The sequence below is a fragment of the Gordonia sp. NPDC127522 genome, assembly GCF_042672305.1.
GTDB lineage: Bacteria > Actinomycetota > Actinomycetes > Mycobacteriales > Mycobacteriaceae > Gordonia > Gordonia hongkongensis.
This window is the reverse complement of the sequence record NZ_JBHXVK010000003.1, coordinates 420343-446506: the sequence shown is the minus strand read 5'-3', so window position 1 is coordinate 446506 and position 26164 is coordinate 420343. Positions and strand designations below refer to the sequence as shown.

General features: G+C 67.4%; 23 protein-coding genes and 1 pseudogene. 6 read left to right on the top strand and 18 right to left on the bottom strand.

Annotated features, from left to right (window positions below):
• Positions 1 to 480 precede the first annotated feature (480 nt).
• From ACFVHY_RS09605 to ACFVHY_RS09595, 3 genes and pseudogenes are all read right to left on the bottom strand, one after another.
• Complete coding sequence (locus ACFVHY_RS09605; protein ID WP_390271255.1) at positions 481 to 2982, bottom strand: hypothetical protein; 2502 nt, start codon at positions 2980 to 2982, stop codon at positions 481 to 483.
• Positions 2982 to 3290 carry a hypothetical protein gene (locus ACFVHY_RS09600; protein ID WP_390271252.1) on the bottom strand — a complete coding sequence of 103 codons (309 nt, stop codon included), beginning with the start codon at positions 3288 to 3290 and terminating at the stop codon, positions 2982 to 2984. The genes ACFVHY_RS09605 and ACFVHY_RS09600 overlap by 1 nt, the downstream gene beginning before the upstream one ends.
• Before the next feature lie 95 nt (positions 3291 to 3385).
• A pseudogene (locus ACFVHY_RS09595) lies at positions 3386 to 4647 on the bottom strand (DUF222 domain-containing protein).
• A gap of 189 nt (positions 4648 to 4836) precedes the next feature.
• On the opposite strand from ACFVHY_RS09595, the gene ACFVHY_RS09590 reads away from it, so the two are divergent.
• From ACFVHY_RS09590 to ACFVHY_RS09580, 3 genes are all read left to right on the top strand, one after another.
• Entirely contained in the window at positions 4837 to 5172 is a 336-nt protein-coding gene (locus ACFVHY_RS09590) for an ArsR/SmtB family transcription factor (RefSeq protein ID WP_390271249.1), read from the top strand.
• Positions 5169 to 5648, top strand: a complete 480-nt coding sequence (locus tag ACFVHY_RS09585) for an SRPBCC domain-containing protein (RefSeq protein WP_390271246.1) — start codon at positions 5169 to 5171, stop codon at positions 5646 to 5648. Before ACFVHY_RS09590 ends, ACFVHY_RS09585 begins: the two co-directional genes overlap by 4 nt.
• A 165-nt stretch (positions 5649 to 5813) precedes the next feature.
• Positions 5814 to 6212 carry a dihydrofolate reductase family protein gene (locus tag ACFVHY_RS09580; RefSeq protein ID WP_390271243.1) on the top strand — a complete coding sequence of 133 codons (399 nt, stop codon included), beginning with the start codon at positions 5814 to 5816 and terminating at the stop codon, positions 6210 to 6212.
• Between the two features lie 69 nt (positions 6213 to 6281).
• Here the strand turns inward: ACFVHY_RS09580 and ACFVHY_RS09575 are convergent, their stop codons facing one another.
• From ACFVHY_RS09575 to mihF, 8 genes are all read right to left on the bottom strand, one after another.
• Positions 6282 to 7655, bottom strand: coding sequence for an RsmB/NOP family class I SAM-dependent RNA methyltransferase (locus ACFVHY_RS09575; protein ID WP_390271240.1), 1374 nt, complete (start codon positions 7653 to 7655; stop codon positions 6282 to 6284).
• Entirely contained in the window at positions 7652 to 8611 is a 960-nt protein-coding gene (gene fmt / locus ACFVHY_RS09570) for a methionyl-tRNA formyltransferase (RefSeq protein ID WP_390271236.1), read from the bottom strand. Before fmt ends, ACFVHY_RS09575 begins: the two co-directional genes overlap by 4 nt.
• Entirely contained in the window at positions 8612 to 10588 is a 1977-nt protein-coding gene (locus ACFVHY_RS09565) for a primosomal protein N' (protein ID WP_390271233.1), read from the bottom strand.
• A gap of 64 nt (positions 10589 to 10652) precedes the next feature.
• On the bottom strand, positions 10653 to 11861 hold the full coding sequence (gene metK / locus ACFVHY_RS09560; RefSeq protein ID WP_165630127.1) for a methionine adenosyltransferase: 1209 nt from the start codon (positions 11859 to 11861) through the stop codon (positions 10653 to 10655).
• Positions 11862 to 11947: 86 nt separating this feature from the next.
• Entirely contained in the window at positions 11948 to 13219 is a 1272-nt protein-coding gene (coaBC, locus tag ACFVHY_RS09555; protein WP_390271511.1) for a bifunctional phosphopantothenoylcysteine decarboxylase/phosphopantothenate--cysteine ligase CoaBC, read from the bottom strand.
• A gap of 12 nt (positions 13220 to 13231) precedes the next feature.
• Positions 13232 to 13531, bottom strand: coding sequence for a DNA-directed RNA polymerase subunit omega (rpoZ, locus tag ACFVHY_RS09550; RefSeq protein WP_004021987.1), 300 nt, complete (start codon positions 13529 to 13531; stop codon positions 13232 to 13234).
• A 41-nt stretch (positions 13532 to 13572) separates the two neighbouring features.
• On the bottom strand, positions 13573 to 14202 hold the full coding sequence (gene gmk / locus ACFVHY_RS09545) for a guanylate kinase (RefSeq protein ID WP_390271230.1): 630 nt from the start codon (positions 14200 to 14202) through the stop codon (positions 13573 to 13575).
• 40 nt (positions 14203 to 14242) lie between these two features.
• On the bottom strand, positions 14243 to 14557 hold the full coding sequence (mihF, locus tag ACFVHY_RS09540) for an integration host factor, actinobacterial type (protein ID WP_004021989.1): 315 nt from the start codon (positions 14555 to 14557) through the stop codon (positions 14243 to 14245).
• Between the two features lie 552 nt (positions 14558 to 15109).
• Between mihF and ACFVHY_RS09535 the strand changes: the two genes are divergently transcribed.
• The 3 genes from ACFVHY_RS09535 to ACFVHY_RS09525 are packed head-to-tail and all read left to right on the top strand — an operon-like array spanning position 15110 to position 17207.
• Entirely contained in the window at positions 15110 to 15418 is a 309-nt protein-coding gene (locus ACFVHY_RS09535) for a type VII secretion target (RefSeq protein WP_390271226.1), read from the top strand.
• A 3-nt stretch (positions 15419 to 15421) separates the two neighbouring features.
• Positions 15422 to 16639 (top strand): DUF6973 domain-containing protein, encoded by a 1218-nt coding sequence (locus ACFVHY_RS09530; protein ID WP_390271223.1) that lies wholly within the window; start codon positions 15422 to 15424, stop codon positions 16637 to 16639.
• 52 nt (positions 16640 to 16691) lie between these two features.
• A complete protein-coding gene (locus tag ACFVHY_RS09525) occupies positions 16692 to 17207 on the top strand; it encodes a hypothetical protein (RefSeq protein ID WP_390271220.1) in 516 nt (171 codons plus the stop codon).
• 82 nt (positions 17208 to 17289) lie between these two features.
• Here ACFVHY_RS09525 and pyrF read toward each other — a convergent pair whose 3' ends face one another.
• From pyrF to pyrR, 7 genes are read right to left on the bottom strand one after another with little or no spacing between them, the layout of a single operon-like run.
• A complete protein-coding gene (gene pyrF, locus ACFVHY_RS09520; protein WP_390271218.1) occupies positions 17290 to 18120 on the bottom strand; it encodes an orotidine-5'-phosphate decarboxylase in 831 nt (276 codons plus the stop codon).
• A complete protein-coding gene (gene carB, locus ACFVHY_RS09515; protein ID WP_390271215.1) occupies positions 18117 to 21452 on the bottom strand; it encodes a carbamoyl-phosphate synthase large subunit in 3336 nt (1111 codons plus the stop codon). Before carB ends, pyrF begins: the two co-directional genes overlap by 4 nt.
• A complete protein-coding gene (gene carA / locus ACFVHY_RS09510) occupies positions 21452 to 22621 on the bottom strand; it encodes a glutamine-hydrolyzing carbamoyl-phosphate synthase small subunit (RefSeq protein WP_390271212.1) in 1170 nt (389 codons plus the stop codon). The genes carB and carA overlap by 1 nt, the downstream gene beginning before the upstream one ends.
• A complete protein-coding gene (locus tag ACFVHY_RS09505; protein WP_390271209.1) occupies positions 22618 to 23253 on the bottom strand; it encodes a hypothetical protein in 636 nt (211 codons plus the stop codon). The genes carA and ACFVHY_RS09505 overlap by 4 nt, the downstream gene beginning before the upstream one ends.
• Positions 23250 to 24557, bottom strand: a complete 1308-nt coding sequence (locus ACFVHY_RS09500) for a dihydroorotase (protein ID WP_390271206.1) — start codon at positions 24555 to 24557, stop codon at positions 23250 to 23252. The genes ACFVHY_RS09505 and ACFVHY_RS09500 overlap by 4 nt, the downstream gene beginning before the upstream one ends.
• A gap of 31 nt (positions 24558 to 24588) precedes the next feature.
• A complete protein-coding gene (locus ACFVHY_RS09495) occupies positions 24589 to 25539 on the bottom strand; it encodes an aspartate carbamoyltransferase catalytic subunit (RefSeq protein WP_390271509.1) in 951 nt (316 codons plus the stop codon).
• Positions 25539 to 26123, bottom strand: coding sequence for a bifunctional pyr operon transcriptional regulator/uracil phosphoribosyltransferase PyrR (gene pyrR, locus ACFVHY_RS09490; protein WP_390271203.1), 585 nt, complete (start codon positions 26121 to 26123; stop codon positions 25539 to 25541). The genes ACFVHY_RS09495 and pyrR overlap by 1 nt, the downstream gene beginning before the upstream one ends.
• Positions 26124 to 26164: the final 41 nt, after the last annotated feature.

The following is a 26164-nucleotide window of genomic DNA, read 5'->3' as shown; positions in this document are numbered from 1 at the left end:
CCACCGTCCGATTTTTGCTCGATCGACAGCAGCTCGCTGCGGCATATCGTCAATCGACTTCGGTCAGCCGTGTCTTCGCGCCGAAGGGGAAACAAAGAGAGCGTATTTACCACTCGACTTGTCTGACTGTTCCCCGCCACCAGACGGATTCGCTCGTCGGTGTCTGGTGGCGATGCCGCCGCGAAACCTGGATATCCCCAGTCCATCGACTGCCCCTCAAACGAAAGTTCGAATGACTCCGTGTACGCGCGAACAAACGTCCCCTCCGAACTGGTGAGGTCAAGGACACTTGTCGGACTCCAGCGGAAGGACATATTCAAATCAGGGGGTAGCCGCTTCCCAGGCGGTGCCGCCGGAGAACCACTCGTCGGCTGCTCGGCAGGTGACGGTGGCGAACCACAGCCGGCAACGAACAACGCCGTAAGAAGCAACGCCGACACACAGACCAGACGAAGTCTCGGCGAACGCCCCATGTCACCCCTAACGCTTGTAAGCATCTTCCATATTCTCGTTGTGCCGAAGCGCGAATGAGTTGATGTCTGACAGCAGCCTCTGTTGGATGAAGGTCGCAGCTCGACTTTCGTCGGCACCGTCGGCCATCACGCCGGAACGCTTCATCTCGCCAAACTCTGGGTTGCTCCCCGGCGAGTACAGGATCTGAAACTCAGGATCATCCGCGAGTTCCGGATGGCTTTCGAAATACCCTCGGAGAATCTGGACATACTTCGCATTGGGGTTGATCTCGTCGTCGAACATGTCTTTGCGTAGCTGCTGGATTTCTGGGTCGGCCTTGATCGTGTCCGGATCAGTCGGTAGCCCGGCCAGATCCAGCTTCACCTGAGGCGCCGCGGTATCGATGAGCAGCTTGACAGCTGGATCGAGACCGGGAACCGCGGTGAGAAGCGACTTCGCGCTGTCGAACATGGCACCGGCGACCGCCGCGTCGTGGGCAGCCAAGTGCCTGCCGTCGATCTTCGTCTCCTCGATGTGCGCGTCCAGTCCACCGATCATCGCTCCTTCCAAACGTCCGGTGACTTCGCCGAGTCCATAGTCGTGTGGGTTCTTACCGAACTCCTGTTGCATCACATCAATCTGCAAGGCGGTCAAGGAGTTGACGATCCTTCCCGCCATTGCATCCGAGTTCAGTATTTCGAAGGTCGACTTCAAATCGCTCGTATCGACTTTTGATACACCGTGCGTGTGGAACAGGTCGGGATCCGCGCCTGCCAAGACGGCCGTGTGGGAGCCGATCGCAGAAGCCAGCGTCCGGGTCAGCTCGGGGTTGAGCTCACCCAGAGCCGGTTTCCGATCGCCGATGTCGATCAGCGCATCTTTGTTGTCGCCGAAATACTGGGCGAGCGCAGTCGAGATGTTGCCGGCTCGTTGGCTTTCGAGCACTGCCTCCGGGGAGCTGCCTTCAGGGGCGTAGGCAGCACCCGGCATCCAGTCGAACAGCTTGTTGATCCCGTCAGCATGCTTCCCCGCGCCGTCTGTCCAGTCGAAGGTCAGGAGGTGTTTGAGCGCTTCCGCGTCCTTGAATGATCGTTCGTTGCCGTCGAGGTCGAACGTCTTCGGCATCGAGTTGTCAGACGGATTGCCGGTTGCCGACATTACCGCGTCGTGGACAGCGATATGGTCCGACCCTGCAACTCCGAGCATTCGGTTCAACAGGGATTCCACGGACGAGTCGGCTATGGTGCCGTCCTGCTTCGAGACGAGACGCTCATTCTCGTCGCCCGCCGCGATCTCACTGGCGCGCGCGATGAGAGCCCTGTCGACATCGCTGCCCAGCTGAACAGATTGCGACCCGTACGAGGCGAGACCCGAGTCCTCTGACCGGTGCTCCAGGACATCCATGAGGTCGTTGAAGTCGTCAACAGAGCCGAGCCGGGTGACATCGATCATCCGGCTACCGTCTACGCCAGACGGATCGTTGGAGATGCTCGCCTTCGACGCTGCCGGACCACTCAGAAGGTCCCGTATCGGCGCTGGGAGTTGGTTCAATCCTCCTGCCACGACTGGCGTGCTCGTACCCAAGACCTCGGCGATCGAATTCGAATCGGTCTGTCTGGTCCGCAGGTTCGGGTTCCCCAGCAGATAGACGCCGTCGCCGAGACCTCGTTTGAGGTTCTCTCGCTCTGCGCCGTTGTATCTGTCGCCGAACGACTTCAGCGCATCAAGAGACAGCGGCTGCCCTTCGGGTCCGCCACCCCAACTCGGTGTGTAGATCGCTTTCAGGTAATCGAACTGCTCCTTCGAAATCTCCGCGAAGTCCCCGCGGGCCAACGCGGCCCGCTGTTCCGCGGTCAGGCTGGTCGCACGGAAGAACCGATCTTTCTGCTCCTTCGTGGCGGTACCACACATGATGGCCTGGACATCGATGCTCGCCTGTCCGGGCGAGTAGCTCGACGCGAGTGGCGCATTACCTTCGGCATCGCCAAACGCTGCCGCGAGAACTCTCGCCCCGTTGCGATCGTCCTCGCCCATCTGATCGGCCAGGGACTGCAGCGAGAGGGTCGCGGTCGTCGCCTCCTCCGCTCGGGCGGCCTGGGCGTGGAGAATCGAGCGCTCCGTCGCGCTTCCGGCCTCCACGCCCGTGAGCTCGGCCGCATAGTTTCGGGTGTCTCGTACCGTCCAGTCGTCGGCAACGCTGAACTCGTCTCGTTCCAGTCCGAGCGCTCGAATCAGCGCGGTGGTGCGATTCGGACTGATCGCAGACGACGTATCCCGGAGCACAGTCGCGGCGCGGGTGATGTCGGCCCCGAGTTTGTTGATCTCGGTTCGATCGGAGTCGGTGCGCGTCTCACAACCCCGCTGGGAGTCCCCCACCCACCCTTTGGAGTCGCCCGCTTTCATCGGCGCTTCGGCCATCCTCTGGGTGAGATCGCTCAGGTCATCGACGACCGCGTCGAGCGCAGTGGCGGCAGCATCCAGAGACATCAGGTCCCAGCCGTTGACGACGGACCGCGATGGTCGCGACATCAGAACTCGCTGATGGCACGGAAGCCGCTGGCCAGGGACTCCTCGGTATCAGCAACGTCACCGGCGGCCTGGTAGCAGGTCTGCGACACCTGGTCCATCCTCGCCGCCGCGCGGCCCAGCAGTGAACGGACGGTGTCGTCTTTGCCGGCGCACGCAGCACCGATGGCCGACGCCGGCATCGCCCCCGAAGCATCGTCGAAGGCGGACCTCCCACTCCACAGGGCTCGCGCCTCCGAGGAGCATCGAGCAAGCGCATCGCCCACGTCGGTGATGACACCCAGCTCTTCGACACCGAACCGCTCAGCCATACAAACCCCCGAGTTTGCACCGACAACGACGTGGCGGACCGCCACGACGAACAACCTAGTACAGCATCACCGGACTGTGCGTTCGTCATCCACAATCACGACGCTGCGAGTATCTGGATCAGGCTGGTTTCGACGCCGCTGCGTCCTGGCGGTTGATGCCCGATCGCGGGTGGAGCGACACTGCGGTGTCGTCGCGCGGTCGGGGTGATCACGTCGATGACGCGGACGCCGTCGACCATCTTCACGTCGTAGAACCAACCGGGGGCCTCCTTGGCGCGGTTGTGCAGGACGCAGGTTCCATCAGCGTTGACCGCGCTCGTCGGGCCGTGGCGCCGATGCGGTGTGGCGTGGTCGATCTCGACGATCGGTGCACCGCAGTAGGGAGTCCGGCACCGTTGGTCACGCATCCGGATGAACTGGGCGAGAGCGGTTGGGAAAGCTCGTGCCCGTGACTCCATCGCCACCAGCGCGCCATCGGACGGTCTCGCGTACATCTTCCGCAGCGCCGAGGCGGTCTCCCCCTCGGGCGACACCGAATCGGCCACCAGCAGCCGCGCGACCGTCGCCGGGATCGGTCCGTATCCGTGGAGGTCGGCGGCCGAATCGTCTAGGCCGAACAAGGACCGGTCGGACAGAACGACATTGAGCGCGATCGGTGTCGGCTCCGCGACAGCGCGCCCGGTGACGCGTTCGACCAGGGTGTCGGTCATGACCTGCGCATGATTTCGGTCGTCCTGTCCGACCACTGAGTCGGCGTGCTTCTTCAACGCGGCATACACCGCGATCCCCTCCGCCATCGGCAGCAGCACCGACAGTTGCGTCATCAGATCCGGCGCGGGTCGCACGCTGACGCGGCGGTCCTTCTCGGCCTTCGATTTACGAGCCACCACCGCTTCGGGCTCCAACTCGTAGGCGTGGCGTTTGGCCAGTGCTTCGATCTCGCGATCGGACACCCCCACCAGCGCCGCGGGATCACCGCAGATCCGGCGGTCGATCTCCTCACGCGCTTCACGTGTCAGATAGGCGGTTTTTCACGTACCAGGATCGTGGCCCGCCACTCGGTGAGCACACCGGAAGTCAATGCCGCCATCGTATGGGGCATCTCGTGCGCCAGGGCGCGGGCGAATCCGAGGCACTGGCTTTCCTTTCGGGGCGAGACCTTGCGCGCCAGACCGATCTCGGCGGCGAGTCCGCGACCGCGCCGGCGCTCCGGTACGTTCCGTGCGGCTTCGTCGGCTGCGCGCAGCGCGTCGAGATTCGCGGTCTCACGCACCTGGGCCGCCGTGCATGCCGACTTGATCTCCTCGAGAAGAGTGAGCCGATCCACCGACTCCGCCTCGTCGAGACCCACGGGCATTGCCGACAGCCCACCCACGATGGACCGTAGATGCTCGGTAGCCAAGAGACCAGTTGCGCCCGAAGCTTTGTCGTACATACATTCGATGGTACCGGAAAGTAGCACATGAAGGTCCACTTTCCACAAGGCCGACGCCAGATTTTCACTTAGCCATTGAGTTAAGCGATGGGACCTGCAACACTTAGCCATATGGCGTACAGTTCGGTCGCACTCGACGAGATCTTCGGCGCTCTGTCAGATCCGACGCGCCGCGCGGTCGTCGAACGATTGGGTCATGGACCGGCGAGTGTCGGCGAGCTCGCCGACCCCTTCCCCATCACCCTGCCGTCGTTCATGAAGCACCTCCGCGTGCTCGAGGACAGCGGGCTCGTGTTGACCAAGAAGGTCGGACGCACACGGATGTGCACCCTCGACAGGCGCCGTATGCGCCGTCTGTCGACCTGGCTCGAACACCAACGCACCGTGTGGACCGAACGCACCGACCGTCTCGAAGAATTCGTGACCGACACCGAGGAGACACCATGATCGATCCCGTACTGGACCTCACCGTTCACCGTGTGATCCGCGCTCCGCGACAACGCATCTGGCAGGCGTGGACCCAGCCGGAGAAATTCGCCAAGTGGTGGACGCCGGCTCCGACGGTCACCCGCGTCGACCGCCTCCAGCCCGAACCGGGCGGTGGGCTCGTGACCCGGATGAGCGACGACGGAACCACTTTCGTCACGCACATGGATGCCGTCTTCCTCGTCGTCGATCTCCACGAGCGCCTGGTGTTCACGAATGCCGTGGACAGTTCGTGGCGCCCCGCCGCACCGGCACCGGTCTCCATGACCGCCGAGATCACTCTGGCCGAGCACGTAGACGGAACCGAGTACAGCGTCGTCGTGCGCCATCGGAGTCCGTCCGATCGTGACCGCCATGAGGAACTCGGGTTCTACGACGGCTGGGGTTCGGTCACCGCTGCGCTCGCCGCACTCGTCGAAAACGAAGTCGTGCAGTGAAGATCACCGTCACCGAGTTCATCACGCTCGACGGGGTCACCCAGGGTCCCGGTGCCGCCGACGAAGACACCTCCAACGGATTCCGCGCGGGGCGGGTGGCTGGTACCGCATATGGACGAGCAGTTCATCCGCTAGGCGTCGGAGTGGCTCGATCTGGCCGACGGGTTGCTTCTCGGGCGGCGCACCTATGAGGCATTCGCCCGCGATCGGCCCGCGATCACCGATCCCGACGACCCGTTCACCGCGCGGATGAACGGGCTGCCGAAGTATGTGGTGAGCACGTCGCTCACCGATACCGAACTGGCGTGGCAACCGGCGACCCTGCTGTCCGACGACCCCATCGACGCGATCCGGGGCCTACGCACGGACTCCGATCGAGAACTGCAGGTGCACGGGAGCGCGACGCTGGCGGCCGCACTGCTCGAGGTCGGCGTCGTGGACGTCCTCCGCCTCGTCGTGGCTCCGACCGCGCTCGGCTGCGGGCGATCGCTGTTCGGACGCAACGGGATCGGACTCGGATTCCGGCTGATCCGGCACGATGCCACTCCCCCGGGGGGCTGTTGATCCTGGAGTACGAGCCGGTGGGCCGGCCGCGGTCGCGGACTACGCGGGGGCCCGTTCCGTGGTGGGCACCTAGTCCCGCGTCAACGCCGCCAGGAACATGGCGTCGGTGCCGTGGACGTGCGGCCAGAGTTGAACGTGGGGTCCGTCGCCCAACAGGTCCGGGCCGAGCTTGCCCACCGTCACCAACGGGCGGGCATCGAGTTGGCGCACACCGTCTGTCGACGCCAGGACGTCGGCCACCACCGTCGTCGTCTCGGCCGGGTGCGGCGAACACGTCGAATAGACCACGATGCCACCGGGTTTCACCAGGCGCAGCGCCTCGGTGAGGAGCTCCTTCTGCAGGACGACGAGTTCGTCGACGTCGGCAGTGGTCCGACGCCAGCGGGATTCGGGACGTCGGCGCAGCGAGCCCAGCCCCGAGCACGGGGCGTCCAGCAGGATGCGATCGTAACCGGCGTCGAGCCCACTGGACCGGGCGTCGGCGACGTGGATGGTGACCGGGAGGTCGGAGACAACCTTGCGGATCAGGCCGGCGCGATGCTCGGACACCTCGACCGCATCGAGCCGGGCACCGTCGATCTCGGCGAGCGAACCTATGAGTGCGGCCTTCCCGCCTGGGCCGGCGCACATGTCGAGCCATCGCCCACCGTCGTCGGCGACCTCGGCCACGGTCACCGCACGGGCGATCAGCTGACTACCCTCGTCCTGGACACCCGCATACCCCTCGCGGATCGCGGCGACGTCGCCGGGATCGCCACCCTGGAGGTACACGCAGTACGGGGAGCAGTCGCCGACCTCCCCCTCGCTGGTGAGGGCGAGTTCCTCGGCGGTCATGAACCCCGGACGAGCGACGAGATGCACCGGCGGTCGCTCGTCGTCGGCGGCGAGTGCCGCCTGCAGCTGTCCCGCCGAACCACCGAGAGCGTCGCGGAACACCTCCGCGATCCAGCGCGGATGTGCGTACTGGAAGGCGAGATAGCCGACGAGATCGTCCGCGGGCGACGGTGCGAGCTCCTCCACCCACATGTCCTCGTCCTTCTGGGAGACCTTGCGCAGCACCGCGTTCACGAAACCGGAAGGCCCCATCCCGTTCTCGGCGCGCACCAGGTCAACCGACGTGGAGACCGCCGCATGTGCGCCGACCCTCGTCCGCAACAGCTGATAGGTGCCGAGCCGCAGGACGTCGAGCACCGTGCCGTCGATGTCGGCGACCGGCCGTTTCGCGGCGGAGGAGATCACCGCGTCGAGTAGACCCTGGGCCCGCGCGGCCCCGTAGGCCAGCTCGGTGGCGAAGGCAGCGTCTCGCCCCTCGATCTTCCTGTCGCGCAGCATCTTCGGCAGGACGAGGTTGGCATACGCGTCACGTTCGCGTACCGCGCGGAGGGTGTCGCGGGCGGCCACGCGCGCGGGATCGAGGTCCTTCTGCCGGAACTTGCCGCTCATCCCAGGACCGTCCCGTCGGTCAGGCGCGCGCCACGAGCCCAGTCGGCGGCGGGCATGGGCTTCTTCCCCGGCGGCTGAACGGTGCCGAGTTTGACCGGCTGCGAACCGGTTCCGACGAACACCGTCTTCTTCGTGACGGCGAGTGCACCGGGCGCCAGGGCGCCGTCCCGCACCGCATCGGGCAGACCGGGATCGTCGGCCGACGCGACCGACACCGGCCCGACCTTGATCCGCGCGTCGTCGAGGCTCGTCCACGGTCCGGGTGCGGGCGTGTGGGCGCGAACCAGGCGATCGATGATGTGTGCCGGCAGTTCCCAGCGGATCCGCGCGTCCTCGACCTCGACCTTGGGCGCGTGGCTCACCCCCGTGGCCGGCTGCGGTTCGGGGGCGAGTTCACCGGCCTCGAGGCCGTCGAGCGTGGACAGCAACAGTCCCGACCCGGCATCGGCGAGACGTCCGAGCAGATCGCCGCTGGTGTCGGTGGGTCGGATGGTCTCGGTGAGCACCCCGAACACCGGACCGGTGTCGAGTCCCTTCTCGAGCCGGAACGTGCTGGCCCCGGTCACCTCGTCGCCGGCGGCGATGGCGGCCTGGACCGGAGCGGCACCGCGCCAGGCGGGCAGGACCGAGAAGTGCAGGTTGATCCAGCCGTGCTGCGGGAGGTCCAGGAGTCGGGGCGGCACGAGGCCGCCGTAGGCCACGACGGCCCCGCAGTCGGGAGCCCAGCGCCGGAGCACGTCGTCGACCTCCGGCTCGGACAACCGGCGCGGGGTGATCACCTCGAGCGCATGCTCGTCGGCGAGTTGCCCGACGGGTGACCGCATCACCTTGCGGCCGCGGCCGGACACGGCGTCGGGACGGGTGATGACCCCGACGACCTCATGCGACGGCGAGTCGATGAGAGCCTGCAACGACGGCACGGCGACCTCGGGGGTACCGGCGAAAACGATGCGCATTCATCCGATCGTAGGCGGGTCGATCTGCACCCGGATCGGCCCGGTCTGTCGATGTGTGTTGCGGCGCACCTGTCCCGCGACGAGCGCCTCGGCGAGGAGCCGTCCGTGTTTGCGCGGCAACCGCACCAGGATGCGATCCATCTCGTCGCGGTTCATGTCCTCTGGGGCGGCCTCCCACTCGGCGCTGCCGGCCGGCGGGCGGACGCCGGGAGGCAACGGCACCGGGCCGAGAACATCGGCGTCGGAGGGTAACTCGAGGTGCTCGACGAAGTCGGTGATCACCCCGGTCGGCCCGTCGACCGACGCCATCGTCACCGCCGGGGGGAATCCGAGTTCCACGCGTTGCTGCAACTGGATCGAGGCGAAACCCACCGGGTCCCAACGGATCAGCGCCTGCACGGGTGCGAGCACCGAATCGGCGACGATGACCACTCGCCCACCGTCACCGTGCGGAGTCACCATCGCGGCGAGCGCCATCCACCGCCGGACCGCATGCTCCTCGGCACGCAGGTCGGCCCGATCGAGCTGTGCCCAGGTGTCGACGACGATCGCGGCGCCGTATCCGCCCGGGGCCACCGGCTCCGCGCCGGGCGTCGCGACGACGAGTCGTGCGCCGGGTTCGATCTCGTCGAGGATCGTGTTGCCGCCGCTGGTCAGCACCGGTACGCCGGCGAAGGCACGTCCCAGCTCCTCGGCGGTCCGCCGCGCACCGGTCACCGTCGCGCGCACCGAGGTGTTACCGCACTCCGGGCAACGGAAGGACCGTTCGGGCCGTCCGCACCATCGGCAGCTCAGTCGTTGGTCGGCATCGAGCTGCAGCGGTCCGTGACAGGCCCGGCACCGCGCGTGTTCGCGGCAGCGGGTGCACGCGAGCGACGGCACGTAACCCCGGCGCGGGACGCTGAAGATCACCGGACGATCGGCGGCGAACGCCGACCGCGCCGCGTCGAACGCGACTTCGGGGATGCGTGCCGACCGGGCCATGGGGTCGCGGGCGATCTGCCGGTCGTCGTCGGAGATCGCCTGGACACGGGGGCTGCGGGTGCGGACCGTCGTGCGGTCGGCAACGAGGTCGTGCGCCCAGCCCGAGACCACCAGCGCCTGAGCCTCGGCGGTCCGGGCGAACCCGCCGAGCAGCAGGCCGCACCGCTCGTGGTGCGACCGCAGCACCGCCACCTCGCGGGGATGCGGGTAGGGCGCGCGCGGGTCGGACATGCTGTCGTCGCCGTCATCCCACACGACGACCAGGCCCAGGTCCTTGACCGGCGCGAACACCGCGCTTCGGGTACCGATCACCAGTTGCGCGGCACCGCGGCGCACGGCCAGCCATCGACGGTAGCGCGCGGTGGGTCCGAGTCCGGCGGACAGCGCGACCCCACGGTCGCCGATCAACGGCTCACACTCGGCCCACACCCGATCGAGATCCCGCTGATCGGGGACGACGAGGATGCACCCGCGTCCCGCTGCGAGGGTCGCCGCGGCGAGTTCGGCGAGACGGCGCGGCCAGTCCTCCCCCGGTAGGGCCTGCCAGACGGCCCGCGGATGACCGTCGGCCAGGTTCTCCACGTAGGAGTCGGCCAGGGCATATCGATGCCAGTCGGCGAGTTCAGGCGATGCGACGACGGCAGCCGGGTCGGGCGTCGTCTCCTTCTCGGTGCGCGCATGCCGCGGCGGTATGGCCAGGCGCACGACGTCGCCCATCGTGCCCGCATACCGATCGGCCACCGCGCGGCACAGCGTCGCCAGCTGGGGGGTCAGTACCGGCTCGGCGGACACGACCCGGTCGAGCCAGCCCAGCTTGCCGGGATGATCGCTCTTCTCGATGCGCTCGAGGAGGTAGCCGTCGACGAGCCGACCCGAGAATCGCACGCGGACACGAACGCCGGGCCGCGCGTCCTCGTCCTGGTCGACGTCGATCAGGTAATCGAAGGGACGGTCGAGGTGAGCGAGCCCCAGAACAGGAAGAACACGGGCCACCGGCAGCTCGGCGGCCGGGACCCGTGCTCCTTTGGGTGTCAGTGAGAGTACTTCCGCGGAGGGTCTACAGACCCGCGGCGGCCCGCAGCTTCTCCGCGCGGTCGGTCCGCTCCCACGGCAGGTCGACGTCGGTACGACCGAAGTGGCCGTACGCGGCGGTCGGTGCGTAGATCGGGCGCAGCAGGTCGAGGTCGCGGATGATCGCGAGCGGACGCAGGTCGAAGTTCTCGGTGATGACCCGCTCGATGACGGCCGGATCGACGTTCTCGGTGCCGAACGTCTCGACGAACAGGCCGACCGGTGCGGCCTTGCCGATCGCGTAGGCGACCTGGACCTCGATGCGGTTCGCCAGTCCCGCGGCCACGGCGTTCTTCGCCACCCAGCGCATCGCGTAGGCCGCGCTGCGGTCGACCTTCGACGGGTCCTTGCCGGAGAACGCGCCGCCGCCGTGACGGGCCATGCCGCCGTAGGTGTCGACGATGATCTTGCGGCCGGTCAGGCCGGCGTCACCCATCGGGCCGCCGAGGACGAACTTGCCGGTCGGGTTGACCAGCAGACGGTAGTCGGTGGTGTCGAGGGTGGGCAGATCGATCTCGGCGAGCACCGCGTCGACGACCTGCTTCTTGATGTCCGGCGCGAGGAGATTGTCGAGGTCGATGTCGGCGGCATGCTGCGTCGACAGGACCACGGTGTCGAGGCGGACCGGGGTGTCACCGTCGTATTCGATGGTGACCTGCGTCTTGCCGTCGGGGCGCAGGTACGGCAGCGTGCCGTTCTTGCGCACCTCGGTGAGGCGCCGCGACAGGCGGTGGGCCAGCGCGATGGGAACCGGCATGAGTTCCGGGGTCTCGTTGGTGGCGTAGCCGAACATGAGGCCCTGATCGCCGGCACCCTGGCTGTCGATCTCGTCCTCCGAGATGCCGCTGCGGCTCTCGTGCGAGTTGAAGACGCCACCCGCGATGTCCGGGGACTGCGCACCTATGGCGACGTTCACGCCGCACGATGCGCCGTCGAAGCCCTTGGTCGACGAGTCGTACCCGATCTCCAGGACCTTGTCGCGAACGATCTTGGGGATGTCGGCGTAGGCGGTGGTCGTGACCTCGCCGGCGACGTGCACCTGTCCGGTCGTCACGAGGGTCTCGACCGCGACACGCGCCTTCGGATCGTCGGTGAGGATGGCGTCGAGAATCGAGTCGCTGATCGCGTCACAGATCTTGTCGGGGTGTCCCTCGGTGACGGATTCGCTCGTGAACAGGCGTGACGAGGTGGTCATCAGATCCTCTCGAGATCTACGCGCGTCGATGGTCGCCGCGCCGCTGGCGGTGTCGGCCAGTCCGACTGGCCGGGGATGTTTCCAACCTAATCGGTCGGTCGAGTTCCTCGACCATCAGGCACCAGTTGCCGCACTTCGTCAAGTATCCGACTCGACATGAGTGTTTTCGACCCGAAGGGCAAGGCGGTCTCGTCGCCGTTGGCGGCGAGCAACCAGCCGGTGTTGTCCTCGGTCCCGAAGGCCTTGCCGTCGCCGACGGCGTTGACGACGAGGAGGTCGCAGCCCTTGCGGGCGAGCTTGGCGCGGCCGTGGTCGAGGACACCGCCGGTCTCGTCGCCGGTCTCGGCGGCGAACCCGACGATCACGGTGGCAGTGGGAATGCGGCCCTCGTCGCGTGCGGTGACGAGTCCGCGCAAGATGTCGGGATTGGTGGTGAGGTGGATCGGCGCCGGCCCCTCGTCGCCCTTCTTGATCTTCGACTCGGCGACCGCGACGGGTCGGAAGTCGGCGACCGCGGCGGCCATGATCACGACATCGGCGTCGGCCGCGCGCTTGGTCATCTCGTCGGCGAGCTGCTCGGCGGTGGAGATCCGCACTATGGTGACCCCGGCCGGGTCACCCGGGTCGGCAGTGGACCCGGCGACGACGGTGACGCTCGCGCCGCGTTGGGCCGCGGCGCGGGCCAGCGCGAAGCCCTGCTTGCCGGAGCTGTGGTTGCCGAGATAGCGGACCGGGTCCAGCGGTTCCCGGGTGCCGCCGGCACTGATGAGGACGCGGACGCCGTGGAGGTCGTACGGGAGTGCGTCGGCGCGATCGAGCAACAGCTCGCCCACCAGGGCGATCTCCTGAGGATCCGGCAGACGACCGCGGCCCGAGTCGGTGCCGGTGAGACGGCCCGACGCGGGTGTCATCACGACCGAGCCGTGCGACCGCAGCGTTGCGATGTTTGCCTGCGTGGCGGGGTGTTCCCACATCTCGGTGTGCATCGCGGGCACGAACAGCACCGGGCACCGCACGGTCAGCAGCGATGCGGTCAGCAGGTCGTCGGCACGGCCCTGTGCGGCGCGGGCCATGAGGTCGGCGGTGGCCGGGGCGATGACCACGAGGTCCGCACCCTGCCCGAGCCGGACGTGGGCGACCTCGTCGACGTCGTCGAACACGGTCGTGGAGACGGGGTTACCGCTCAGCGCCTCGAAGGTCGCCTTGCCGACGAACTCCAGAGCAGCCGGGGTCGGCACGACGCGGACGTCATGACCGGACTCGGTGAAGTGTCGGATCACCGAGCAGACCTTGTAGGCCGCGATCCCGCCGCCGACGCCGATCAGGATGCGGCGCCGGGTTCCGGTCGGTTTGGTCATCACCGACGACGACTATTCGCCCTCGGTGTGCTCGAGCAGGTCGGAGTGGATCTCACGCATCGCGATCGAGAGCGGCTTCTCCTGGAGGCCGGGCTCGACCAGCGGGCCGACGTACTCGAGGATGCCGTCGCCGAGCTGGTTGTAGTAGTCGTTGATCTGGCGCGCACGCTTGGCTGCGTAGATGACGAGTGCGTACTTCGACGACGCGCGGTCGAGGAGATCATCGATCGGCGGATTGGTGATCCCCAGCGGCGTGTCGTAGGCCGGTGCGTCGGCGATCTCGGTGATGTCGAAATTGGTCGGGGTGCTCACACGAACTCCTGCGTCGAGGTCTGGGTGTCGGAAAGTGCCGGTCAGGTCGCGGATGCGGCCGGCTGTTCAGGTCCGACCAGCAAGGATACCAACTCATCGACGGCGCGGTCGACTTCGCTGTTCACGATGACGTGGTCGAACTCGTCCTGCGCGGCCATCTCGGTGCGCGCGGTGGCCAGTCGGCGCTCGATCGCCTGTGGCGTCTCGGTGGCCCGCCCGGTCAGGCGGGAGACGAGTTCGTCCCAGCTGGGCGGCGCGAGGAAGACGGTGATCGCCTCGGGGAGCCGGGCCACCACGTTGCGCGCACCGACCAGGTCGACCTCGACCAGAACCGGTTTGCCGGCCTCCAGAGCGGCGAGCACGGGGGCGATGGGGGTGCCCGAACGCTGCAGCCCGCCGTGGATCTCGGCCCATTCCAGGAGTTCGTCGGCAGCGATCATCTTGTCGAAGTCGCCCGCGGACACGAAGTGGTAGTCGCGGCCGTCGACCTCGCCGGGCCGTGGGTCCCGGGTTGTCGCCGAGACGCTGAAGTAGACATCGGGTACCGCGGCGCAGACCCTCGCGACCACGGTGGACTTGCCGACGGCCGAGGGGCCGACCAAAACGATCAGTCGACCCCTCGTGCGTCCGGTTCCCTCGTGGTCCGGGCGGTGGTTCACCGCCGCGTCCACGGGTTCGTTCCGCTGCCGTATCCGGTTCGGTTGCTCACGCTCAGGAGCTGAACTTCTCGAGCAGAGCCTTGCGCTGACGGTCGCCGAGACCACGCAGGCGGCGGGTCGGGGCGATCTCGAGCTCGGTCATGATCTCCTGCGCCTTGACCTTGCCGACCTTGGGCAGGGCCTCGAGCAGGGCCGAGACCTTCATCTTGCCCAGGATCTCGTCGTTCTCGGCATCCTTGAGCACCTGCTGGAGATCGGTGCCACCGCGCTTGAGGCGCTCCTTGAGCTCCGCGCGGACGCGACGAGCGGCAGCTGCCTTCTCCAACGCAGCGGCGCGCTGCTCATCGGTCAACTGGGGAAGGGCCACGGGGTTCCTCCGTCTTTCGTTCTCGAGTGGGACTGCATCGTTCGCCCGGGGGCGTCCGAGGCTCTGTTGCCGTGCGACCGCGGCTGGATCGCCATCGCCGGCCTGTCAGCCGGGTCTGCACCCGGCCGACGCCATCAAAATGTTGGCGGCGAATGCGACCGTACCCACGTGAGCAGGCATTTGCGAGTGCGACCCCCCGTTTTCGGGGCGTTTTCTCATGTTGTAGGGCCTCGTGTGCGTTCACGGGAGCACAGCACCGATTCAGCGCCTCCCCCACCGCGCTGACTACGTGTTTCGTAGCATTCTCGCAGGTCAGCGCACCATCGTGCGACAAGGTGGTCGATAGCAAAGCGAACGACCTCCCGCCCGGACGTCCCTCGACTGAGACGCGTGTGACACCAGTGATGTGACCGGAAATTCTGGGATCGGATCGAGGCACCGCGCGTGTCGCGGGCAGCCCCACGGCCTCCTTGGGGACAGCTGACCGCCGTCGTCGGTGCACGCGGCTAGCATGATCTGACTTTCGGGGAAGTAGCTGATCGGGGGCGGTTGATGAAGGTGGTTCCGGCGCGGGTGCGCGAACTGGGCGAGAAGATGCGTGCGGTCGACGGAACGGTACGCAGACTCGCGCCGCTCGACGGCGGGGTCGACGCCTCCAGTGGTGCCGGGGGCAACGAGCTCGCCGCGAACCTCAGGGATGCGGCGAAAGCTCTGAACAAGGTGATAGACCACCATGCCGACAGGTACCGAGGTTATGCCGACCTGTGCATGCGGGCGGCTGAGTCCTACGAGAACTCCGACCGCCATGGCGCAGCCGGGATCGAGTCCACTGCCGCCGTACCGACTACGCCGGGAGGCTGAGCGGTGTCGGATGAATTCGCGTACACCGTCGAGAAGGTGCTGGGGTGGGACTTCGGCAGCGCGAAGACGGTCAGCGGTCGGTTGACGTCGAAGTCCGCCGACTTGAGGGGTACTGCCAGAGCAGCTGCCACGACCTTCGACGGCTCACTGGAGTACTGGCGCAGTGACGGCGGACGGGACGCCCGGGAGTCGTCGAACGCCCACGCGGATGCTGCCGATCGCAGTGCCACCGTGATCGAGTCGCTGGCCGGGAAGTTCGATTCACTCTTGGCCTCGATGGAAGGCGAGATCGCGAACGTGAGGTCGAAGAAGGCCGAGGCACTCGGCTCGGAGTTCGACCTGGCCGTCGCCGGTGACGGGGAGGTCTACTCGACCAGGTCGAACCTCGAATGGCTGAAGACCTGGAAGTTGGCCTACCAGGTCAAGATCGTGCAGAAGGAGTCACTGGAGAGCTACCTCACCAAGGAGATCCGCGGTTCTCTACGGCGCATCGAGGAGATCGACAAGGTCGGGTCCGAAGGGTTGCGACGGATCCTCGAGAAACTCCCCGACTCCGTGAAAGCAGGAGCGGCCGGTCACCACTCCGATCCCCGGCTCGCCGAGATCCTCCGCGAGTATCAGGTCGACGCATCCAAGGGCGGAGCACGCCTGTGGCCGTCGGGCGACCTGCTCGACACGATCCGCAGGTTCGATCCCACGTTCAAGCCCACCCTCATGACGCCCGAGGAAGTCACCATGCTCGCCGAGATGGGGGCGACACCGGTGACGGGTTGGCGAGCGGTCTACGACTTCTTCCAGATCCAGTCGAAGGCGGATGCCGTTTCACAGCAACGACATCCCAATGCCGGAGACTCCAAGAGATCCCAAGCCGACGGACACGGTGACGCCTTCCGACATACGTACTGGAATGCTCTGATGACTGATCGGTTCGGCAAGGACTGGACCGAGCGATTTGCCACCGCTCATGAGGGCCTGGGCGGCAATCCGGCCCATCGCGAAGCGATGGATCTCTACAACAACGAGCTAGGACGACGAATCGCCACGGAGAACACAGACGCGACTCCGGAGGAACTCGCAGACCTCGTGGACCGAGCGGTGGCCGACGGCCGCACCCTGGTCCTCGACACGAACGGAAAGATCGAGTGGAGCGACAACGTCGAGAAGCACCGCACGGGTATCGCATTGAAGACAGACATACCGCTTCAGATGCCCGGACGCTGAGATGAAGAACTCAAGACTCCACCGCCCCTGGCGCTGTTTGCTGACATTTGCGATGGCATCCCTCTGCGCTGCGACGACCGGTTGTCTCGCGATACCGCGCGTCGGCGACGACCCCCAGGTCGAATGCACGCGACATTTCGACCTCGACAGCACTGCAGAGCCATTGGGCTCTTCCGAGGCATTCATCGGGGCCGCAGAGGGATTCGCTGCCGCGACGAACACCTCACCGACCCTCGACGACATCGCGCGCAGCGCCGGCTGGCGGCATGACGGTTGGGACCGACTTCTCAAAATCGGAGACCACAACCAGAGCGAGGACGTGAACGTCTACGCCGGAACCAGCGGTATCTGCTTCGCCGGGTTCGTCAGCAGCGACCCCGATCGTGGCGGTTCCGACGGCTGGTACATCTTCTTCCACGGACCGGACCCCGTTCAGACGATCCGCTGGGGATACGACGCGGTGATCGAAACCGACGGCAACCCTGTTCTGGGGCGCGACGAGCGTCTGTCCCCAGACCAAACAGTGACACCACCGGTTCTCCGGCGAACGAACAGCGGAACGTCGTGAGCCGAGTCGTGGCAGTCGCCGGAGCGGGCTACGCGCTGGCGACCGCCGGTTGTCTACCGATCCCGCGACTCCTGACCGCACCTCAGCCCAGCGCGGCCTCGACCTCGTCCCGGGTGCGGACGAAAGCGTCGCGCAGGGTGGTGGCATCGGGCCCGGCTCGGAGCACGCCGCGGGAACTGGCGGGCAGCACCCAGGCCGGGTCGGCCCCGTCGAACACGATCGGCAGGTCGGCGGCCGTCGCACCCTGGGCACCCAGCCCGGGGGCCAGGATCGGGCCGCGGAGGCCGGCGAGATCGAGCCCGTGCTCACGTGTCGCCCCGACGACCAGACCGACGGTCGCGGTCCCGTCCGTGTTCTCGGCGGCCGCGGCGTCGACGATCGATTGCGCGACCGTCCGCTCCCCCACCTGCGCCCGCTGGAGCTCGCCGCCCTCCGGGTTCGACGTCCGCGCCAGCACGAAGACGCCGCGCTCCCCCGTCCGCGCGAGATCCAGTGCGGGGCGCAGGGATTCGTAACCCAGGTAGGGAGACGCGGTGACCGAGTCGGCACACAGCGGCGACGACCCGGACAACCAGGCCTGCGCGTAGGCGGCCATCGTCGAACCGATGTCACCGCGCTTGGCGTCGGCGATGACGAGGGCGCCCGCCTCGCGGCAGCCCGCGATGACGCGTTCCAGTACCGCGAACCCCGCGGACCCGAACGGCTCGAAGAACGCGACCTGAGGTTTGATGACGGCTGCCACCGGACCCAGCGCCTCGACGCAGATGTCGGCGAACGCCGACAGCCCGTCGATGTCCACCGACAGGCCCCACTCCTCGAGCAACGCGGCGTGGGGATCGATCCCGGCGCACAGACGCCCGCGCTCGGCGACCGCCCTCGTGTAGCGGCCGCCGAACCCGGACGCGTCCGTCACGAGCGGCCGGCCAGGTCGGCGTGCCGGTTCTGCAGCGACCGCACCCCGATGTCGCCGGTCATCGCGGCCTCGATGCCCTGCACGGCGGCCGAGGCACCCTGCACCGTGGTGATACACGGGATGTTCACCGACACCGCGGCGCTCCGGATCTCGTAGCCGTCGACGCGGGGCCCCGAGTTGCCATACGGGGTGTTGATCACCATCGTCACCTCGCCGGCGCGGATGATGTCGACGATCGTGCGCTGCCCCTCGGCGGCCTCGAAGTGCTTGCGCACCGTCTCGCACTTGATCCCGTTGCGGCGCAACACGTCTGCGGTTCCCTCGGTGGCCAGGATGTCGAACCCCAGGTCGGCGAGGTGCTTCACCGGGAAGATCAGCGCCCGCTTGTCCTTGTTGGCCACCGACACGAAGATCTTGCCGCTGGTCGGGAGCGAGCCGTAGGCGGCGGTCTGCGACTTCGCGAATGCGCGACCGAAGTCGGCGTCGATGCCCATGACCTCACCGGTCGACTTCATCTCGGGGCTCAGCAGGTTGTCGACCCCGCTGCCGTCATGGCGACGGAACCGGTTGAACGGCAGCACCGCTTCCTTCACCGAGATCGGCGCCGACGCCGGAGCCTCTCCGCCGTCGCCGGTGGCGGGCAGGATGCCCTGCTCCCGCAGATCGGCGATCGACGCGCCGAGCATGACGCGCGCACACGCCTTGGCGAGGGGCACGGCGGTGGCCTTGGAGACGAACGGGACCGTGCGGCTCGCACGGGGGTTGGCCTCGAGAACGTAGAGGATGTCGTCCTTGAGCGCGTACTGGACGTTGAGCAGACCCTTGACGCCGATGCCCTTGGCCAGCGCCTCGGTCGAGGTCCGGACCATCTCGAGGTCGGCGCGGCCGAGAGTGACCGGTGGCAACGCGCACGCCGAGTCACCGGAGTGGATTCCGGCCTCTTCGATGTGCTCCATCACGCCGCCGATGTAGACCTCGTCGCCGTCGCAGAGGGCGTCGACGTCGATCTCCACCGCGTCTTCGAGGAACCGGTCGACCAGTACCGGGTGGTCCGGGGTCAGCTCGGTCGCGCGAGAGATGTAGTCCTCCAGGGACTTCTCGTCGTAGACGATCTCCATGCCGCGTCCACCGAGGACGTACGACGGCCGGACGAGCACCGGGTACCCGATGCGGGCGGCCGTGTCGCTGGCCTCGTCGAAGCTCGTCGCGGTACCGAACGCCGGGGCCGGGAGCCCGGCGGCGGTCAGCACCTTGCCGAACTCGCCGCGATCCTCGGCGAGGTCGATGGCCGCCGGGCTGGTGCCGACGATCGGCACCCCGGCCTCCTCCAGACGGTGCGCGAGACCGAGCGGCGTCTGGCCGCCGAGCTGGACGATGACACCTTCGACGGTGCCCGACTCCGATTCGGCGTGGTAGACCTCGAGGACGTCCTCGAACGTCAGCGGCTCGAAGTAGAGACGGTCGGCGGTGTCGTAGTCGGTGGACACGGTCTCCGGGTTGCAGTTGACCATGACGGTCTCGTATCCGGCGTCGGACAGGGTCAATGCGGCGTGCACGCACGAGTAGTCGAACTCGATGCCCTGACCGATGCGGTTGGGGCCCGATCCGAGGATCAGGACCTTGGGGCGCTCCGTCTGGGGCGCGATCTCACTGGTCGCACCGGGGTCGAGTTCGTAGCTCGAGTAGTGGTACGGCGTCTTCGCCTCGAACTCGGCCGCGCAGGTGTCGACGGTCTTGTAGACCGGCCGCACGCCCAGCCCGATCCGGTGGGCGCGAACGGCTGCCTCGTCGGCGAAATCCGAACGCAGAGCTGCGATCTGACGGTCGGAGAAGCCCGTGGACTTGGCCTCGCGCAGCAACGGCTCGTCCAGTGTGTCGGCGTCGCGGATCTCCGCTCCGAGCGCGGCGATCCCGCCGATCTCGGCGAGGAACCAGGGATCGATCGCGGTGGCCTCGTAGAGGTCCTCGATCGTCGCGCCGGCCTCGAAGGCGAGCATCAACTTGTACAACCGGCCGTCGCGCGGGGTCTTGATGTCCTCGAGCAGTGCGGGCAGGTCGACGGTCGCCGGGTCGGGGCGGTTGGGCTCGGCCCAGAAGCCGCCGGCCTTCGTCTCCAGCGACCGCATGACCTTGCCGAGTGCCTCGGCGAAGCTGCGACCGAGGCTCATGGCCTCGCCCACCGACTTCATCGTGGTGGTCAGCGTGTCGTCGGCGCCCGGGAACTTCTCGAACGCGAACCGCGGAGCCTTCACCACGACGTAGTCGAGCGTCGGCTCGAAGCAGGCCGGCGTCTCCTTGGTGATGTCGTTGACGATCTCGTCGAGGCTGTACCCGATGGCGAGCTTCGCGGCGATCTTGGCGATCGGGAAACCGGTGGCCTTCGACGCGAGCGCCGACGACCGTGACACACGCGGATTCATCTCGATGACGACGAGGCGGCCATCGCGCGGGTCCTGGGCGAACTGGATGTTGCAGCCGCCGGTGTCGACGCCGACCTCGCGCAGGATGTCGATGGAGAGGTCGCGCATGATCTGGTACTCGCGGTCGGTGAGCGTCATCGCCGGGGCGACGGTCACCGAGTCGCCGGTGTGGACGCCGACCGGGTCGAGGTTCTCGATCGAGCAGACGACCACCACGTTGTCGCGGTTGTCGCGCATGAGCTCGAGCTCGTATTCCTTCCACCCGAGGATCGACTCCTCGATGAGGACGTTCGCCGTCGGGGAGGCGGCGAGACCGCCGCCCGCGATCCGGTCGAGGTCCTCGTCGTCGTAGGCCATTCCCGAGCCGAGACCGCCCATGGTGAACGATGGCCGGACGACGACCGGGAACCCGAGTTCGGCAACCGTGTCCCGCACCTCGTCCATCGTGTGGCAGACACGGGACCGCGCGCTCTCCCCGCCGACCTTCTCGACGATGTCCTTGAACATCTGCCGGTCCTCGCCGCGCTGGATGGCGTCGAAGTCGGCGCCGATCAGCTCGATGCCGTACTTCTCCAGCGAGCCGCGATCGTGCAGTGCGACAGCGGTGTTGAGTGCGGTCTGACCGCCGAGGGTCGCCAGCACGGCATCGATGGGATGCCCGGCGTCGCGCTCGGCCTCGATGACCTTCTCCACGTACTCGGCCGTGATCGGCTCGATGTAGGTGGCGTCGGCGAACTCCGGATCGGTCATGATCGTGGCCGGGTTCGAGTTGACCAGGCTGACCCGCAGGCCCTCGGCCTTGAGGACCCGGCAGGCCTGCGTGCCGGAGTAGTCGAACTCGCAGGCCTGACCGATCACGATCGGCCCGGACCCGATGACCAGGACGTGGTTGATGTCTTCGCGGCGCGGCATCAGGCACTCGCTCCTTGGGACTTGTCCCCTTCGAGCAGGGTGACGAACTTGTCGAACAGGTAGGCGGCGTCGTGGGGACCGGCGGCCGCCTCGGGGTGGTACTGCACCGAGTAGGCGCGGCCGGAGAGCAGCTCGACGCCCTCCACGGTGCCGTCGTTGGCGCAGACATGGCTGACCCGGGCGCGGCCGAAGTCGGAGTCGAACTCCTCGCCCGCCTCGCCTTCGAGCGCGAAGCCGTGATTCTGCGAGGTGATCGAGACCTTGCCGGTGGCGTGGTCGACGACCGGGATGTTGATGCCCCGGTGACCGAACTTCATCTTGTAGGTCGACCGGCCGAGCGCGCGGCCCAGGATCTGGTTGCCGAAGCAGATGCCGAACAGCGGGATGTCCTGGCCGAGCACGCCGCGGGTGAGTTCGACGATGTCGTCGGCCATGGCCGGATCGCCGGGACCGTTCGAGAGGAACACCCCGTCGGGTTTGAGGTCGGCGATGGCGTCGAGCGCGACGGTCGCGGGCAGCACGTGGGTGCGGACGCCGCGTTCGGCGAACATTCGCGGCGTATTGGTCTTGATGCCCAGGTCGATGGCGGCCACCGTGAACCGGTGCTGGTCGAGGGGTTCGACCACGTAACCGCTGTCGGTGGTGACCTCATCGGCAAGCCGGGCGCCCTTCATGTCCGGCTGGTTGCGCACGCGGGCGACGAGTTCATCGGTGTCGGCGAGCGCCGGACCGGAGAAGATCCCGGCCTTCATCGAACCGTGGTCGCGGAGGATGCGCACCACGGTGCGGGTGTCGATACCGCCGATCCCTACGATGCCCTGACGGTCCAGCTCCTCTTCGAGGGATGTCGTCGCGCGCCAGTTGGAGACGCGTCGGGTGGGGTTGCGAACCGCATACCCCGCGACCCAGATCTTGCCCGAGTCACCGTCGACTCCGGTGCTCCCGGCGCTGCCCGTGCTCTCGCCGTCCTCGGTGTTCCAGCCGGTGTTGCCGATCTGCGGCGCCGTGGCGACCACGATCTGCCGGTGGTAGCTCGGATCGGTCAGGGTTTCCTGATAGCCGGTCATCGCGGTGCAGAACACCGCCTCGCCAAGGGTCTCGCCGACTGCGCCGAAGCTCCGGCCGGTGAACACCTGGCCGTTCTCCAGCACCAAGACCGCTGTGTTCATTCCTGTGCCCCTTGTCCCTGTGGCCCGTGTCCACTGTCATGCGTCCCGGCGAAGGCGTTCACCCAGCCGGGGTAGATCGTTTTGTCGTCGGCGCGCACCCCGGAGTCGATCTCGGTGCCGCTGGGCAGGACCCAGCGGATGGCGAGGACGCCGTCGGCGGTCATCACCTTGCCCGCGATGCCGCGTTCGGTCCGGACCGCGGTGATCGATTCCCGGGGAATCCAGAGGTCACTGGCTCCCTGACGCGCGATGAGGATGCCCGTCTCGAACTCGGTCAGCACCGAGGACGCCCGGTCGCCGATGTCGCCGACGGTCACCCGGTTCTGCCAGCTCGGCGCGATGGTACTGCCGAGGTAGAGGCCGGTATCTGGACCTCTGAGCACCGCGCCCGGCTCGGTGGGGATCGTCGGAAGCGTGCCGATCACGTCGGCCTGCGCCGCGGTCTTCTTCCGATTCCCGGTTGCCAGCAGGTAGAACACCGACGCCACCCCGAGGGCGAGCAGTGCGACCACGCCGATGAACCAGGCGTTGAAGACGATTTTGCCGTATCCGAGCAGCGACGCGATCACCGAGGCGACCACCAGCACCCCGAGGATCGCCGGCACCAGTCCACGCCTGGGTCTCGCGGTCATCGGGTCACCTGCCCGTCGTGGGCCGTCACCACGCCGCGCAGCACCGTCGCGGTGACGGTGGCGGGCATGGTCATCGACTCGAACGGGGTGTTGGCCGACAGGCTCGCCAGCTCGGGACCGTGCACCACCCAGGACGTGTCCGGGTCGACGACGGCCAGGTTCGCCGGCTCGCCGACCTCGATCGGACGGCCCTGATCGGTGAGTTCGACGATCTGCGCGGGCCGCTCGCTCATCACACGCGCGACGCCGCGCCAGTCCAGCAGGCCGGGCTTGACGAGGGTCTCGACGATGATCGGCAGTGCGGTCTGCAGGCCGAGCATGCCGGGCTTGGCCTGGGCGAACTCGCAGCACTTCTCCTGCGCGGCGTGCGGGGCGTGGTCGGTTGCCACACAGTCGACGATCCCCTCGGCCAGCGCCTGTCGCAATGCCTCTTTGTCGCGGACCTCGCGCAGCGGCGGATTCACCTTGTTGACCGGGTCGTAGGTTTCGAGAACAGAGTCGTCGAGCAGCAGGTGGTGCGGCGTCACCTCTGCGGTGATCGCGATCCCCTGGTCCTTGGCCCAGCGCAGCAGTTCGACCGTGCCCTCGGTCGAGGCATGACAGATGTGGATGCGCGCCCCCGCGTCGCGCGCGAGCAGGGCGTCGCGGATGACGATCGACTCCTCGGCCGCACGCGGCCAGCCCGCCAGACCGAGACGCGAGGCCGTGGGTCCCTCGTTGGCGACGGCACCGACGGTCAGCCGCGGCTCCTCGGCGTGCTGTGCGATGAGGACGCCGAGCCCGGTCGCGTACTCGAGCGCGCGGCGCATCAGGAGCGGATCGTCGACGCACTTGCCGTCGTCGCTGAACATCCGAACGCCGGCGGCACCGGCGGCCATCATTCCCATCTCGGCGAGCTGCTTGCCGGCCAGACCCACGGTCACGGCGCCGACCGGGTACACGTCGACGAGTCCGACCTCACGCCCGGACCGCCACACGTTGTCGGTGACGGTCGAGTTGTCGGCCACCGGGCTGGTGTTGGCCATCGCGAAGACCGCGGTGTAACCGCCGAGCGCGGCGGCCGCCGAACCCGACCGGATGGTCTCGGTGTCCTCGCGGCCCGGCTCCCGAAGGTGGGTGTGGAGGTCGACGAACCCCGGCAGCAGCACGCCGCCCTTGCCGTCGAGGACGTCGGTGTCCTCGGGTGCGGTGACCTGGTGGCCGATCTCGCTGATGATGCCGTCGACTACGAGGACGTCGATCGGGTCACCCTCGCCGTATGGACGAACGGCGCGGAGAAGAACGGATCCGGTGCGGGCGGTCACTTCACATCTCCTGACACGATGTCGTGGGCGGTCATAGGTGGGCACCCGCGGAATCGGAACCGACCAGCAGCCGGAACAGAACCGCCATGCGGACGTGCACGCCGTTGCGGACCTGTTCCAGCACGGTCGCCTTCGGCGAATCGGCCACCGAGTAACCGATCTCCATGCCGCGCAACATCGGTCCGGGATGCAGGACCACGGCGTCGTCGGCCAGCAACGCCATCCGACGATCGTTGAGCCCGAAGCGGACCGAGTACTCGCGGGCACTCGGGAAGAACCCGCCGTTCATGCGTTCGGCCTGGACGCGGAGCATCATGACGGCGTCGACGGCCGGCAGTTCGGCGTCCAGACTTCCCGAGACGCTCACCGGCCACTGGTCCACCCCGACCGGCAGCAGCGTCGGGGGCGCCACCAGGACGACCTCGGCGCCGAGCGTCGAGAGCAGGTGGGCGTTCGACCGAGCGACGCGGGAGTGGATGATGTCGCCGACGATCGCGATCCGCCTGCCCTCGAGCGAACCGAGCCGCTGTCGCAGGGTCAGCGCGTCGAGGAGCGCCTGCGTGGGATGCTCGTGCATTCCGTCGCCGGCGTTGATCACCGCGGGACCGTCGCCGTCGGGCGTGGTCGTCCAGTCGGCGATCTGGGCCGGCGCACCCGACGCCGGATGCCGGACGATCAGCGCGTCGGCGCCCGCCGCGTGCAGGGTCTTGGCCGTGTCGCGCAACGACTCCCCTTTGCCCGCAGAGGAACTCGAAGCACTGACGTTGATGACGTCGGCACTCATCCACTTGCCCGCGACTTCGAAGGAGACCCGGGTGCGGGTGGAGTTCTCGTAGAACACGGTCATCACCGTCCGACCGCGCAGCGTCGGCAGTTTGCGAACCTCACGCCCGGTCAGGGCCTGCTCGAAACGTTCGGCGTCGTCGAGGAGGGCGGTGGCATCGTCACGGCTGAGGTCTTGCGTCGACAGCAGATGCCGCATCATGAATCACTTTCCGCGGCAACCGGACTCGACGCCGAAGCGAGGACGACCTCGTCGATGCCGTCGTGTTCGACGAGGTGGACCGAGACCTGCTCGTCGCGCGCCGTCGGGATGTTCTTGCCGACATAGTCTGCGCGCAACGGGAGTTCGCGATGGCCACGGTCGACGAGGACCGCGAGTTGCACGGCCGCGGGGCGACCGAGATCGCGCAGTGCGTCGAGCGCGGCACGGACCGTCCGTCCGGAGTAGAGGACATCGTCGACGAGGATCACGATGGCGCTGTCGACGCCACCGGCCGGCACCATCGTCCGCTCGAGCGGGCGGTGCGGCTTTCCGCGCAGATCATCGCGGTAGAGCGTGATGTCGAGATAACCCACCGGCACGTCGACCCCCGCGAACTCGCTGATCTTGGCACCCAGCCGGGTGGCGAGAGATGTTCCGCGAGTGGGGATTCCGATGAGGACGACGCGAGGTGCGTCGGGCGAGTCCAGAGCAGTCTTCTCGATGACCTGGTGTGCGACACGGGCAATCGTGCGTGACACGTCAGCGGCATCGAGCAGCACCCTGGGAGCGGGGCTGGCCAAGGCCGACCTCCTTCTCCGCCTCGCAGGACGGATCGTTAAAG

What these genes read in the sequence shown, in the direction of transcription:
- ACFVHY_RS09605 (WP_390271255.1), bottom strand. Translation starts at nt 2,982, where the DNA reads ATGTCGCGACCATCGCGGTCCGTCGTCAACGGCTGGGACCTGATGTCT.
- ACFVHY_RS09600 (WP_390271252.1), bottom strand. Translation starts at nt 3,290, where the DNA reads ATGGCTGAGCGGTTCGGTGTCGAAGAGCTGGGTGTCATCACCGACGTG.
- ACFVHY_RS09590 (WP_390271249.1), top strand. Translation starts at nt 4,837, where the DNA reads ATGGCGTACAGTTCGGTCGCACTCGACGAGATCTTCGGCGCTCTGTCA.
- ACFVHY_RS09585 (WP_390271246.1), top strand. Translation starts at nt 5,169, where the DNA reads ATGATCGATCCCGTACTGGACCTCACCGTTCACCGTGTGATCCGCGCT.
- ACFVHY_RS09575 (WP_390271240.1), bottom strand. Translation starts at nt 7,655, where the DNA reads ATGAGCGGCAAGTTCCGGCAGAAGGACCTCGATCCCGCGCGCGTGGCC.
- fmt (WP_390271236.1), bottom strand. Translation starts at nt 8,611, where the DNA reads ATGCGCATCGTTTTCGCCGGTACCCCCGAGGTCGCCGTGCCGTCGTTG.
- metK (WP_165630127.1), bottom strand. Translation starts at nt 11,861, where the DNA reads ATGACCACCTCGTCACGCCTGTTCACGAGCGAATCCGTCACCGAGGGA.
- coaBC (WP_390271511.1), bottom strand. Translation starts at nt 13,219, where the DNA reads ATGACCAAACCGACCGGAACCCGGCGCCGCATCCTGATCGGCGTCGGC.
- ACFVHY_RS09535 (WP_390271226.1), top strand. Translation starts at nt 15,110, where the DNA reads ATGAAGGTGGTTCCGGCGCGGGTGCGCGAACTGGGCGAGAAGATGCGT.
- ACFVHY_RS09525 (WP_390271220.1), top strand. Translation starts at nt 16,692, where the DNA reads ATGGCATCCCTCTGCGCTGCGACGACCGGTTGTCTCGCGATACCGCGC.
- carB (WP_390271215.1), bottom strand. Translation starts at nt 21,452, where the DNA reads ATGCCGCGCCGCGAAGACATCAACCACGTCCTGGTCATCGGGTCCGGG.
- carA (WP_390271212.1), bottom strand. Translation starts at nt 22,621, where the DNA reads ATGAACACAGCGGTCTTGGTGCTGGAGAACGGCCAGGTGTTCACCGGC.
- ACFVHY_RS09505 (WP_390271209.1), bottom strand. Translation starts at nt 23,253, where the DNA reads ATGACCGCGAGACCCAGGCGTGGACTGGTGCCGGCGATCCTCGGGGTG.
- ACFVHY_RS09495 (WP_390271509.1), bottom strand. Translation starts at nt 25,539, where the DNA reads ATGCGGCATCTGCTGTCGACGCAAGACCTCAGCCGTGACGATGCCACC.